The sequence below is a fragment of the Prevotella sp. E13-27 genome, from assembly GCF_023217965.1.
GTDB lineage: Bacteria > Bacteroidota > Bacteroidia > Bacteroidales > Bacteroidaceae > Prevotella.
In genome coordinates this window covers 871,645-884,888 of sequence record NZ_JALPSC010000002.1, presented here as the reverse complement: position 1 = coordinate 884,888, position 13,244 = coordinate 871,645, and the positions used below count along the sequence as shown (strand labels likewise).

Annotated in this window: 8 protein-coding genes; 1 reads left to right on the top strand and 7 read right to left on the bottom strand. The window is 44.0% G+C overall.

Features of this window, described 5'->3' with window-relative positions; all coding sequences use genetic code 11:
• Positions 1–146: 146 nt before the first annotated feature.
• Entirely contained in the window at positions 147–1,307 is a 1,161-nt protein-coding gene (locus tag M1L52_RS12655) for an IS4 family transposase (RefSeq protein ID WP_317231464.1), read from the top strand.
• 53 nt (positions 1,308–1,360) lie between these two features.
• On the opposite strand, the gene M1L52_RS12650 is transcribed toward M1L52_RS12655, so the two are convergent.
• The 7 genes from M1L52_RS12650 to M1L52_RS12620 all read right to left on the bottom strand — a co-directional run bounded on the left by M1L52_RS12650 (position 1,361) and on the right by M1L52_RS12620 (position 13,205).
• Positions 1,361–2,590, bottom strand: coding sequence for a rhamnogalacturonan acetylesterase (locus M1L52_RS12650; protein ID WP_248615408.1), 1,230 nt, complete (start codon positions 2,588–2,590; stop codon positions 1,361–1,363).
• 20 nt (positions 2,591–2,610) lie between these two features.
• Positions 2,611–5,484 (bottom strand): excinuclease ABC subunit UvrA, encoded by a 2,874-nt coding sequence (uvrA, locus tag M1L52_RS12645; protein ID WP_248615407.1) that lies wholly within the window; start codon positions 5,482–5,484, stop codon positions 2,611–2,613.
• A 41-nt stretch (positions 5,485–5,525) separates the two neighbouring features.
• Positions 5,526–6,191, bottom strand: a complete 666-nt coding sequence (locus M1L52_RS12640; RefSeq protein WP_248615406.1) for a gliding motility-associated C-terminal domain-containing protein — start codon at positions 6,189–6,191, stop codon at positions 5,526–5,528.
• Between the two features lie 70 nt (positions 6,192–6,261).
• Positions 6,262–9,525: a carbamoyl-phosphate synthase (glutamine-hydrolyzing) large subunit gene (gene carB / locus M1L52_RS12635; RefSeq protein ID WP_248615404.1), complete on the bottom strand. Its 3,264-nt coding sequence runs from the start codon at positions 9,523–9,525 to the stop codon at positions 6,262–6,264.
• 149 nt (positions 9,526–9,674) lie between these two features.
• Entirely contained in the window at positions 9,675–10,874 is a 1,200-nt protein-coding gene (locus M1L52_RS12630) for an aminopeptidase C (protein ID WP_248615403.1), read from the bottom strand.
• Positions 10,875–10,927: 53 nt separating this feature from the next.
• Positions 10,928–12,328 carry an aminopeptidase P family protein gene (locus tag M1L52_RS12625; protein ID WP_248615402.1) on the bottom strand — a complete coding sequence of 467 codons (1,401 nt, stop codon included), beginning with the start codon at positions 12,326–12,328 and terminating at the stop codon, positions 10,928–10,930.
• Positions 12,329–12,401: 73 nt separating this feature from the next.
• Positions 12,402–13,205: a TrmH family RNA methyltransferase gene (locus M1L52_RS12620; RefSeq protein WP_248615401.1), complete on the bottom strand. Its 804-nt coding sequence runs from the start codon at positions 13,203–13,205 to the stop codon at positions 12,402–12,404.
• Positions 13,206–13,244: the final 39 nt, after the last annotated feature.

Below are 13,244 nucleotides of genomic sequence, written 5' to 3'. Positions count from 1 at the left end.
AACAATTGTCATTTAGCACTAGTGTCCGGTTAAATTTTTCCGAACGTTAATTAAATGTTTAAATTTCAATGAGATACAGCGATTTAAAAATTTTCCGATTTGATTTTTTATCTTTGTACTGTCTCATATATAAGATAGCACAGGATATGAATGCCGGAAATACTGTATTCTCGCAACTGATGTCTCTCATCCCTGACTACGAGCTCAGGAAATGTATTGACAGATATAGAGGGGATTTTCATGCAAGACGATTCACTTGCCGTGACCAGTTCCTTGTCATGAGTTATGCTCAGCTGACCAGCAGCGCAAGCCTTCGTAGCATAGAGGCTCAGTTGACTGCTTTCAACTCCAAGTTGTATCATGCCGGTCTGAAGGTGATGCCCAAGTCCACTCTCGCCGACATGAACGAGAAGAAGGACTGGCGTATCTATCAGGACTACGCAATGGTACTTGTCGAGAGGGCTAAAGTCCTGTATAAAGATGAATACTATCGGTTGGGAATTGACAATATGGTGTATGCCTTTGACAGCAGTACCATCAACCTGTGTCTGCATCTCTGTCCATGGGCGAAGTTCCATCATGACAAAGGTGCTTTCAAGATGCACACTTTGATTGATGTAAAGAACAACATACCCAACTTCATCATGCTTACTCCTGGCAATGTGCATGATACTCAGGCTATGGACAGCTTGCCTGTAGAAGCAGGGGCTTACTATCTGATGGATAAAGGCTATGTGGACTTTGACCGTCTGTTCCGTCTCTTCCAACAGCAGAAGGCTTACTTTGTAACCAGAGCAAAGGACAACATGAAATATTCCGTATTCGAGGCAAGAGAGGTTGACAGGCAGACTGGCGTCATCTCTGACGAGTCCATCAGTCTTACTGGTCTCTTTACAGCCAAGAAGTACCCTGATTTGTTGCGTCTGGTCGTCTATGAGGACTTTGCGCAGAACGTAGTGTATCGATTCCTGACGAATGACTTCACCCTTGAAGCAATTACCATTGCGGAACTGTACCGAGAGCGCTGGACTATCGAAACGTTCTTCAAATGGATCAAGCAGCACCTGCACATCAAGACGTTCTATGGGACGTCCCAAAACGCAGTCTTCACACAGATATGGATTGCCATCTGTGACTACCTGCTGCTTATTATTGCTCTGAAGATGTATCATATCGAACAAAATCTTTACATATTCTCTAATGTCATCGGCCAAGTTCTCTTTGAGAGGACTCCGCTGAATGAACTTTTTGACAAACCAATTATTAATCAAAATCCGGAAGATGACCGCCAACTTTCGCTTTGGTGAAATTTAACCGGACAGTAGTGGTCATTTAGAATGGATATGCTAGACTTGTCGTTTTAGTTGCCGTCAGGCTTTACTATCTCTACAATTCTTGAAGGTGCCCATTTAAATGTTTTCCAATCATCAGGTGCAGAAGGATTGAAGTCAACCCAATCGTTGCGTAGATACTTGATAATAGGAAGATTAAGTTGTTTCATTCCCATAACAACGCATTTTGCCACTTCGTATGCTCCAAATGGGTTAAAATGAGTATTGTCAGCAAGTTCTCTGCCATACATCTCTTTCGGATAGTGAACAAGCATGCGCTTAGAGTCTTCTGGTCCTACTGCGATGTACAAATCTGTTGTCATTTTATTCAAATCAATAAGCGGAACATTCTCTTTCTCTGCAACCATCTTCATTGCAGCAGGAAAGTCGCCATGGGTATTTCTGATGCTTTTGCCGTCTGCATTGAACTGACGACGCTGTGTAGGAGTACAGAAGACTATCTCAGCACCCTTCGCACGTACTTGATCGATAAAGATCTTTAATTGATATTGATAATGATACCATGCTCCGTCGCCTGGACGATGCTCTTTCTCATCATTATGACCAAACTCGACAAAGACATAGTCACCTTTCTTAAGTGTAGTTAGAATTTTATCAAGACGGTATGAACCAATGAAAGTGCGTGCTGTCAATCCACTCTCTGCATGATTAGAGATAGCCACCTCTGGTCCAAACCAACGTGTAATCATCTGTCCCCATGAAGCCCAAGGCTCATTGTTTTGGTCAACTACAGTTGAGTTTCCGCACAAGTAGATTGTTGGAACGTCGGCTTTCTCAATATGAATACTTTTTACTGCAGGCATATCACCATTGAACTCAAGTGTAAGTTTGTCATCCCATGCAAGATATGTCTTTTCACGTTCTTTGATTTTAACCTTTGTCTTACTATCAATCATTGGCGAACGCTTGTTGACGGTGAAAGAGTATTCAATAGTTTCCTTTGCTTTCTTCGTATTCACGTTGTCAATAAGCAGTCTTCTTCCTTCAGCTCTTACAGTTGTATTACTGTTTTTCTTTCCTCCGAGCACAACTTTTACTGTGTAGTTGCCATCAGGAACTTTTACAGAGAAATAAAATGGTTCTGCAGGTGCCTTTTTGTTAGGTGCAGGAAGAATGTCGTAGCCAAATCCATCTTGGTCGTTGTAAATGGGTTGAGGCTTTGTCAAGTCAAAGTCGAATGACTGTGCCCAAAGTATGGTGGGCAATAATGCAATTAAAGAAATAATGTTTTTTTTCATTGTAATAGTATTTTAGTTTGTTAGTTGTTTGTATTATTATCTAAAACCGCTTTTAGGAATTTTGACGTATATCCCTTGTCGCTGTTTGCAACATGTTCAGGAGTTCCCGTTGTGAGAACTAATCCTCCATTCCTTCCTCCTTCAGGTCCCATGTCAATTATATAATCTGCCATTTTTATAACGTCAAGATTATGTTCGATGACAATTACGGTATTACCCTTGTCAACAAGACGTTGTAACACCTTCATAAGTATGTTTATATCTTCGAAGTGAAGACCTGTCGTTGGTTCGTCAAGTATATATAGCGTTTTTCCAGTGTCTTTCTTTGACAGTTCTGTTGCAAGTTTGACACGCTGGCTTTCTCCTCCTGAGAGCGTTGTTGATGGTTGTCCGAGTTTTATATATCCGAGTCCGACATCTTGTAGAGTTTTTATCTTACGTAAAATGTCGGGAGTGTTTTCAAAGAATTCCACTGCCTGATTAATGGTCATGTCAAGAACATCGGCAATAGACTTGCCTTTAAACCTTACCTCAAGTGTTTCGCGATTATATCTCTTTCCATGACAATCTTCACATGGAACTTGAATGTCTGGCAAGAAATTCATCTCTATAGTTTTGTATCCATTGCCACCACACGTTTCACATCGTCCTCCTTTTACATTGAATGAGAAACGCCCTGGTTTATATCCGCGAATCTTTGCTTCAGGTAGGTTGACGAACAGCGAGCGTATATCAGAGAAAACACCAGTATATGTTGCTGGATTTGAGCGTGGTGTACGCCCAAGTGGAGACTGGTCAACATTAACTATTTTATCAATATTTTCTATACCTTCTATCGAGTCGTAAGGCATCGGCATCTTCTGTGAGTGATAGAAGTGTTTTGATAATATTGGCTGTAGTGTTTCGTTTATGAGTGTAGATTTCCCGCTGCCACTCACTCCTGTAACTACAATTAGTTTTCCTAATGGGAAACTGACATCCACATGCTTCAGATTGTTTCCTGAAGCCCCATGTATTATTATTGACTTACCATTTCCTTCGCGCCTAACAGACGGAGTTTCTATCTTCAGATTTCCATTAAGATAGTCGGCAGTTATAGTATGCTCTTTAAGCATTTGATTAGGAGTACCTTGGAACACAACATTACCTCCCTTTCTTCCTGCTTTGGGCCCAATATCAACAATATAGTCGGCAGCAAGCATCATGTCTTGGTCATGTTCCACAACAATCACCGTATTGCCGATATCGCGTAGTTCCTTGAGCGACTTTATAAGTCTCTCATTGTCGCGTTGATGTAGTCCAATGCTTGGCTCATCAAGAATATATAGTACGTTTACGAGCTGTGATCCTATTTGTGTAGCAAGTCTTATACGCTGACTCTCACCGCCTGATAGTGACGCTGATTGTCTGTTGAGTGAGAGATAATCGAGCCCAACCTGTAGCAGAAAGTCAATTCGAGTACGTATTTCCTTTAATATTTCTGAGGCAATCTGCTTTTGTTGATTATCTAAATGCTCTTCAACATGCTCTAACCATTGACGCAATTCTGATATGTCCATTGCAGACAGTTCGGCAATGTTCTTGTCCCATATCTTATATGACAGAGCTTCCTTGTTAAGGCGTTGCCCATGACATTCTGGGCACTCGCAATCAGCCATGAACTGGTCAGCCCATTTCGCGCCACTGGCTGACTCATCGTTTTCCAGAACGTCGCGCAGATATTTAATGATTCCATCAAATGCAACAAAATAATCGCTTGATGTGTGGACGATGTCCTTGTCTATCCTTACATCCTCTAAGCATCCATACAGGATTTCTGTCATGGCTTCTTCTGGAATATCCTCAACAGGTGATTTTAAATCACAGTCATATTTGCTGAGAATTGATTCGAGCTGCCAGAAGATGAGCTGGTTCTTGTATTTACCGAGTGGAACGATTGCTCCGTTATATATGCTTTGCTTCTTGTCGGGTATGACTTTATCAAGGTCAATCTCACTAATCTTTCCAAGACCTTTACATACAGGACAAGCACCTTGTGGAGAATTGAAAGAGAAGTTGTTTGGCGCAGGGTCGTTATAGCTGATGCCTGTCGTAGGGCACATCAGCCTCTTTGAGAAATATTTCACTTCTCCTGTCTCGTGGTCTAATATTAGTATAAGACCTTCACCTTGCTTCATGGCAATCTGAACGGTCTTCTTCAGTCGTTCAGAATAATTTAAATCGGCTTTCTCTTTGTCTGTAGTTGCAGGAAGGTTCAGCTTATCTATTACAACTTCAATGTTGTGGTTCTTATATCTGTCAACCTTCATGCCACGGGTTATCTCCATAATTTCTCCATCCACACGCATTGTGAGATAACCTTTGCGTCTCATTGCTTCAAATAATTCACGATAGTGACCCTTACGTGAGCGAACAAGTGGGGCAAGTATATAAATCTTTTTTCCTGAGTAATCTTCGGAAATCATTTCCAGAATTTTCTCCTCAGTATATTTCACCATAGGCTCTCCTGTGTTGTAACTATATGCTTTTCCTGCCCTTGCATATAGCAGTCGCATATAGTCATATATCTCAGTTGTTGTTCCTACAGTCGAGCGAGGGTTTTTGTTTGTCGTCTTTTGTTCAATGCTTATTACAGGCGACAGACCAGTAATCTTATCTACGTCAGGTCTTTCCAGCCCGCCAAGGAAGTTGCGTGCATAGGCAGAGAATGTTTCGATATACCTTCGCTGACCTTCAGCAAAGATTGTGTCGAACGCTAATGACGATTTGCCGCTACCACTGAGTCCAGTGATAACGGTAAGCGAGTTGCGTGGTATAGTAACGTCAATGTTTTTTAAGTTATGAACTCTCGCACCAAAGACGTTGATATTGTTTTCTTCTACAATGTTACTCATTTCTCGTCATGTATGCTGTCGCTTTTCATTTAGCATGGCTTTCATTGTCCACTGCCTGATGAGCTATTACTTTTTTCGATATATCCTCTTAGTAGATTAACGTCCTTTTTTATTTTATACTCTTTTCCATCGGCACCTTTTGCCTCTACCAAGACAAAATAGACACCTTGTTTTACATCGTTTCCATGGTACTTTCCATCCCAGCCTCCTGCTGGATTGTCCCATTCATAGAGCTTTTGTCCCCAACGATTAAGTATTATCGCCCTAAACGATACAATGCTTTTATAATCAGGCTTTGCCCTATAGATGTCGTTTTTGCCATCGCCATTAGGAGAAAAAGCATTGGGGAACTCTAATTTGCTTTCAGATATGACAACTGTAATTTCTACGGAGTCGAGCTGATCCTCGTTTATTCCATCTTTGAGGCTCGTCTTCAATACTATGGTGTATGTACCAGACTCCATGAAAGTATAGTCAGTATTCTCCTCATAGCGAACAAACAATTCCTTTGGCTTGCCATTGTTTTCGTTTTTGCGTGTTACTTTGAAATGCCATTCGTATGATGGAGTCCAAGTACCCATGTCTTCAGGGTTTGCGCGAAAACTTACACTCAATGGTGCTTCGCCATCGTTTATTGATGTCGTTTCAACAGAAGTTCCCTCCTTGTCTGTATAATAGGCAAGGGGGGATACTTTCTGTCCTGTCATGGTGACAGGTAAAAGAGTTATGACTGTACTTATTAAAAGTTGTCTAATGTTCATCGATAAAGCAAATACTCTATGCATCGTATTCCTGCCAGCTCTTTATCTTTATGTCATTCTCAGACATTGCTGTGAATGCTTCGATAAATGCTTTTGCCAGACGCACGTTGGTCATAAGAGGAATGTTATGGTCAATAGCGCCACGACGAATACGATAGCCGTTAGTTAATTCACGCTTAGTGTGGTTCTTCGGCACGTTGATGATGAGGTCGAACTTGTGGGCAGCAATCATGTCCATAACGTTATTCTCACCATTCTCATCTGGCCAGCTTACTGCTGTAGCCTTCACACCGTTCTCGTTGAAGAACTTGGCAGTACCACCTGTTGCGTAAACCTCATATCCTTTCTTTACAAGTTCCTTTGCAGGCTCAAGCAATGATACCTTGCCTTTTGCTGCACCTGAACTGATGAGTACTGACTTCTTTGGCAAACGATAGCCTGTTGCAATGAGTGCGTTAAGAAGAGCCTCGTTGAGGTCGTCGCCAAGACAGCCTACCTCACCTGTAGAGCTCATGTCCACGCCAAGGACTGGGTCTGCATTCTGAAGACGTGCGAATGAGAACTGTGATGCCTTTACGCCTATGCGGTCAATGTCGAACTCGCTCTTGTCAGGACGAGCGTATGGAACATCAAGCATAATCTTTGTGGCAGTCTCAATGAAGTTGCGCTTCAGAATCTTTGATACGAATGGGAATGAGCGGCTTGCGCGAAGGTTACATTCAATAACCTTTACCTCACGGTTCTTTGCAAGGAACTGGATGTTGAATGGACCACTGATGTTGAGCTCAGCAGCAATCTTGCGTGCAATCTTCTTTATCTGTCGAACAGTAGAGAAGTAGATGTGCTGTGCAGGGAATACCATTGTAGCATCACCCGAGTGAACGCCTGCATATTCAATGTGCTCTGAAATAGCATATTCCACAACATCGCCCTTGTCGGCAACAGCGTCAAACTCAATCTCCTTTGTCTCCTGCATGAACTGTGAAACTACGACAGGGAATTCCTTAGATACCTCGGTAGCCATGTTGAGGAAGCGATGCAGTTCCTCATCATCGTAGCAGACGTTCATTGCTGCACCAGAGAGTACGTAGCTTGGACGAACAAGTACAGGATAGCCTACCTCGTCAACAAACTCCTTGATGTCTTCGAAAGAGGTGAGCGCACGCCATGCTGGCTGGTCAATGCCAAGTTTGTCAAGCATAGCTGAGAACTTGTCGCGGTTTTCAGCACGGTCTATATCTACAGGGCTTGTGCCAAGTACAGGAACACCCTGACGATAAAGCTTCATTGCAAGGTTGTTAGGTATCTGTCCACCCACAGAGACGATGACTCCGCGTGGAGACTCAAGGTCAATAACATCGAGTACACGCTCAAGTGACAGTTCGTCGAAGTACAGACGGTCACACATGTCATAGTCAGTAGAAACCGTCTCAGGGTTGTAGTTGATCATGATACTCTTATAACCCTGTTTCCTTGCGGTCTGTATGGCATTTACAGAGCACCAGTCAAACTCTACTGAAGAGCCGATTCGGTATGCACCTGAACCAAGAACTACCACAGCTTTCTCGTTGTTATAGTAGTTGATGTCGTGTGTGGGAACATAAGGCTTGTTAGTCTCTGTGCCGAATGCTGGTGTATGTGTATATGTGAAGTACAGGTAGTTTGTCAGCTCTGGATGCTCTGAAGCCACAGTCTCAATGCGCTTCACGCTTGGCAGTATTCCGCGCTGCTTGCGATAGCGACGTACTTCCAGGTTCTCCTTCTCCATGTTTCCTGAAGTTGGCTTCAATACGAAGCGGGCAATCTGGAAGTCGCTGAATCCGGCACGCTTCACCTCAAGCAGAAGTTCATCGGGCAGGTCTTCAAGCTTGTTGTATGACTGAAGCTGATGCTTCAGGTCAACGATGCGCTTCAGACGCTCAAGGAACCATACGTCAATCTTTGTCAGTTCTTCAATTCTCTCTACTGTATAACCCTCCTCAAGAGCCTGTGCTATAGCAAAGATGCGAAGGTCAGTTGGGTTAGCGAGAGCATCGTCAAGGTTGTCGAATTTAGTATGGTCGTTTCCAACGAAACCGTGCATGCCTTGTCCAATCATGCGCAGACCTTTCTGAATCATTTCTTCGAAAGAGCGGCCAATGCTCATGATTTCGCCTACAGATTTCATGGAAGAGCCGATCTTGCGGCTTACTCCAGCAAACTTTGTAAGGTCCCAACGAGGAATCTTACAAATCATGTAGTCGAGTGAAGGAGCTACGTATGCAGAGTTTGGAGTGCCCATCTCACCAATCTGGTCGAGAGTGTATCCGAGTGCAATCTTTGCTGCAACGAAGGCGAGGGGATAGCCAGTAGCCTTTGATGCGAGAGCTGATGAGCGTGAAAGGCGAGCGTTAATCTCTATAATGCGATAGTCGTTTGTCTTAGCGTTGAAAGCGAACTGGATGTTACATTCGCCTACGATGCCGAGGTGGCGTACGCAGCGAATTGTGATTTCTTGTAGCATCTTGACCTGCTCTTCAGTAAGTGAGCATGTTGGAGCAACAACGATAGACTCGCCAGTGTGTATGCCCAGAGGGTCGAAGTTCTCCATTGATGCAACTGTGAAGCAATGGTCGTTAGCATCTCTGATACACTCGAACTCAATCTCTTTCCAACCTTTCAGAGACTCTTCTACAAGAATCTGTGGTGCAAAGGTGAAGGCGCTCTCAGCAAGCTCCTTGAATGCTGCCTCGTCTGGACAGATACCACTGCCGAGACCACCAAGTGCATAGGCTGAACGAATCATGATTGGGAAGCCTATCTCACGTGCTGCCTTCATAGCATCGTCCATGTTCTCTACTGCATGGCTTACTGGAGTCTTCAGGCTGATTTCGTCAAGTTTCTTAACAAACAAGTCACGGTCTTCAGTATTCATTATGGCTTCAACACTTGTGCCCAGTACCTCAACACCATACTCCTTAAGAATACCTTTCTGATAAAGCTCTGTACCGCAGTTAAGAGCAGTCTGTCCGCCGAATGCCAGCAATATGCCGTCTGGGCGCTCCTTCTTAATAACTTCGGTAACGAAATGAGTAGTTACAGGCTGGAAATAAACCTTGTCTGCAATACCTTCTGAAGTCTGAATCGTAGCGATGTTCGGATTTATCAGAACGCTCTTGATTCCTTCTTCACGCAGTGCTTTCAGCGCCTGTGAGCCTGAATAGTCAAATTCACCAGCCTGTCCGATTTTGAGGGCTCCTGAGCCCAAAACCAATACCTTTTTGAAATTCGCTTTGGTCATTGTTGTGTTTGAATTTAAAGTGTGGTTGTTTGTTGATGCAAAGGTACGTAAAATTTATCGTTGCAACAAATGTTATGTCAAAAAATAGAGGTGCCATCCTCACAAATTGTAGGAAATGACACCTCTATATATCTTCATATCTCTAAAAATTAAAGTCCTAACTTCTTACGAATATCCTTGGGAATGGCATTCTTGTTAACAAGGAAGTCCATTGTGTTTGCAGCAATGAAAGCCTTTGTCATATACCATATTCCTTTATACTCGCCAGCTTCTCCCCATGAGTTCTTGACCATGTAGTATTCTTTACCGTTCTGGTCTTTTGCTACACCATAGATGAGCATTCCGTGGTCATCGGTGAGTTCCCAGTTGTCGAAACGTTCCTGACGGAGTTCCTGTGTTGGAACAATTTCTGGAACATTGCATCCGAGTGAATCGATGATGTCGCGCTTCTTTGCTGCAGCAAGCTTAAGCCAGCGTGCCATGTCGCTACCGCGAAGGCTCTGTGCAGCCTTGCCATCTACTGCGTAAGCTAGTCCTTGACGTGTAAAACCATCTTCGCTAACGTCGCCGCCCCAAGCAATGGTATATCCTTTTTCAACGGCGTTGTCAATAACTCTCATCATCTCATCCATTGGAAGGTTATAGCTGAGTGGGAATCGCCAGTTGTCCTGCACCTCTACAGCAAAAGCTGTGTAGAATGGGTGGTGTGTGTAGCTTGTGATGCTTACGTAGTCATCGAGGTTGATGCCAAGACTCTTTACGAATGACTTCGGAGTGTATTTCTTGCCTTCGTAAACGAACTCTTCTGGGCACTTGCCTAAGTATGCGTCAAGTATTCCCTGAAGTCCCACCTTCCACTGGTTTGAGATTTTCTTTGCAGAGCTTTTTGCGATAGCTGCAACATATGGCTCAAGAAGTGAGAAGAACTCGTTGAAGTTGTTAAGCGAGTCTCCATAGAGTGAGCCTGGGAAAGGCATTGCGCCTTCAGGACAGATGCCGTGAGTCTTGAGTGTTGCGAGCACGTCTTCTGCCGAGCCTCCTTGTGAGAACTGGCAGTCACCGTGGTAGCGTACCACCTGAATAGCTCTTTCCATGTAAGTCTTGTTTGCTACAAAAGACTCACAGAGGTCGTATGTCTTACCTGTTGCCTTCAGTATCTCTGCTTCAAAGAATGAAAGGGTAGAGTAGTCCCAGCATGTTCCAGAACGGTTCTGGTCTTTAATGCTTGTAATGGGATTCTCCTTAATCGTGGTGAACACAGGCTTGTTAGACTTCGTAGAGTCTTTTTCTTCAGCCTGTGCGCACAAGGCAAATACTGCCAATAGCGCGAAAGTGAAAATTTTCTTCATTACAATTTATTTATAATACTTTGTTGTGTTATCTGAATCGTTGTCCTGTTTGTCTATTTGTTTTTGCTCATGAACTCCTCAAGTTCCTTCGCTTTGTAAGGTATGCGCTTGCTGCCCATGAAGCGGCATCCGTCCTTTGTTATGAGCAGGTCGTCCTCTATTCTTATGCCTCCGAAGTCCTTGTAGGTCTCGAGCTTGTCAAAGTTAAGGAACTCTTCGCAATGTCTGCTTGCTTTCCAGTCGTCAATAAGTGCTGGTATGAAGTATATGCCTGGCTCGTCAGTCACTACGAAGCCTTCTTCCAGACGTCGGCCCATGCGCAGACAATTTGTGCCAAACTGTTCGAGATTGGGTCTTGTCTCTTCATCGAAGCCAACATAGATTTGTCCTAAGCCTTCCATGTCGTGAACGTCCATACCCATCATGTGTCCTAATCCGTGAGGGAGGAACATAGCGTGTGCTCCTGCACGAACGGCTTCTTCTGTGTCGCCCTTCATGAGTCCCAGCTCCTTGAGCCGTTCTGTCATCAGTCGGCACACAGCGAAGTGAACATCGGCATATTTTACGCCTGGCTTTGCTACCTCGAGAACGTAGTCGTGACAAGCTTCCACGATAGAGTATATCTCTAACTGACGCTGGTCAAACTTTCCGTTTACAGGCATCGTTCGAGTGTTGTCAGAGCAATAATCGTCAAGCTCGCATCCTGCATCGCACAGAGCCAGACGTCCGCTTTCAAGCTCTTTGTCTGAGGGGCATCCATGCATTATCTCGCCATGCTGGGTGAAGATTGTTGCAAAGCTTACCCCTTGTGCCAGCGAACGTGCTATTCCGTCCACCTGTCCGCCAATGAATCTTTCTGTGACTCCTGGCTTTATCAGTAGCTGTGCTGTGGTGTGCATGGCATAGCCTACATCACATGCACGCTCTATTGCGTCAATCTCCTGCTGCTCCTTTGTTGAGCGCATCTTTACAACAGCCTTTATCAGTTCTAACGATGCTGACTCTTTCTGCTGATTAGGATGTATGCCCAGAAGATCCATAATCATTATCTTTGTGTCATAACGATATGGTGGCAGGAAATGAATCTTACGCTTCTGTCGAAGAGCTTCGTTGCATATTGTCTTTATCTCACGAAGCGGAGCAGTCTTTTCTACACCAACTTCTGCTGCAAGGTCTGCTACAGAAGGAGTATATCCCATCCATACTATATCCTCAACGCTGATGTCATCGCCTATGAGCATTTCAACATTCTTGTCAATGTCTATTACTCCAATCAGACCGTCTCTGTGCTGACCGAAGAAATAAAGGAATGAAGAGTCCTGCCTCATTGGCGAATAGCTGTTGGCGGGATAGTTGGCTGGTGACTCGTTGTTTCCGAAAAGCAATACTAAGCCTTCGCCTACTAACTCGCGAAGTTGCTTCCTTCTATTAACATATGTACTTCTTGAAAACATATCCTTAAAAGTGCATTTTTGAAATTGCGGTGCAAAGGTACAAAATAGATTTCAAACGACCAAGTTTTTTTTATTACTTAACACGTAATTGCCAAAAAGCTACTGCTGCAGCAGCTGCAACATTCAGCGAATCCACGTTATGTGCCATCGGAATGCGAACCACATAATCGGCTGCAGCTATTGATTCTTTTGTCAGTCCGTCGCCTTCTGTCCCCATGATTATTGCAAGGCGTTGCTCATCGGCAAGCACAGGATTGTCTAAGCTTATCGAGTTGTTTGAAAGAGCCATTGCTGCTGTCTTGAAGCCGAGATTCTTTAATTCTTCAAGCGATGTGTCAATCCATGTCCAGGGCACTAGAAAGACGGAACCCATCGACACTCTGACAGACCTTCTGTTGAGTGGGTCGCAAGAGTCCTTGGTCAATAGCACAGCATCAATGCCCAATGCAGCTGCCGAACGGAATATTGCACCTATATTTGTAGTATCGACAACGCCCTGGATTACTACCACTCGTCGAGAGTCCTTGCAGATTTCTTTTACTTCAGGACTTGGCTTTCTTCTCATGGCGCACAGGACCCCACGTGTCAGCGTGTAGCCAGTAAGGTTCTTCAGCAGTTCGCGACTGCCAGTATAAACATTCATGTCTGGAAAACGCGCAATGATGTCGGCTGCATCGCCAGTAATGTGCTTCCTTTCGCAAAGCATAGACAAAGGCTCATAACCTGCATCTATTGCCACTTTTATGACTTTGGGACTCTCAACAATGAATACGCCTCCTTCAAAGTGCTCGCTTCCGTTGCGAAGCTGGGCTTCAGTCAACTGGCTATACGGAAGAAGCTCCTTTTGGTCGAGCGATTCTATTTCAATCAAGTTCATAATCTGTTCTTACTAATCTCTCAGGGTGTTCTTACTAAA

Coding starts and splice junctions, on each gene's coding strand:
- M1L52_RS12655 (WP_317231464.1), top strand. CDS start 147: ATGAATGCCGGAAATACTGTATTCTCGCAACTGATGTCTCTCATCCCT.
- M1L52_RS12650 (WP_248615408.1), bottom strand. CDS start 2,590: ATGAAAAAAAACATTATTTCTTTAATTGCATTATTGCCCACCATACTT.
- uvrA (WP_248615407.1), bottom strand. CDS start 5,484: ATGAGTAACATTGTAGAAGAAAACAATATCAACGTCTTTGGTGCGAGA.
- M1L52_RS12640 (WP_248615406.1), bottom strand. CDS start 6,191: ATGACAGGACAGAAAGTATCCCCCCTTGCCTATTATACAGACAAGGAG.
- carB (WP_248615404.1), bottom strand. CDS start 9,525: ATGACCAAAGCGAATTTCAAAAAGGTATTGGTTTTGGGCTCAGGAGCC.
- M1L52_RS12630 (WP_248615403.1), bottom strand. CDS start 10,874: ATGAAGAAAATTTTCACTTTCGCGCTATTGGCAGTATTTGCCTTGTGC.
- M1L52_RS12625 (WP_248615402.1), bottom strand. CDS start 12,328: ATGTTTTCAAGAAGTACATATGTTAATAGAAGGAAGCAACTTCGCGAG.
- M1L52_RS12620 (WP_248615401.1), bottom strand. CDS start 13,205: ATGAACTTGATTGAAATAGAATCGCTCGACCAAAAGGAGCTTCTTCCG.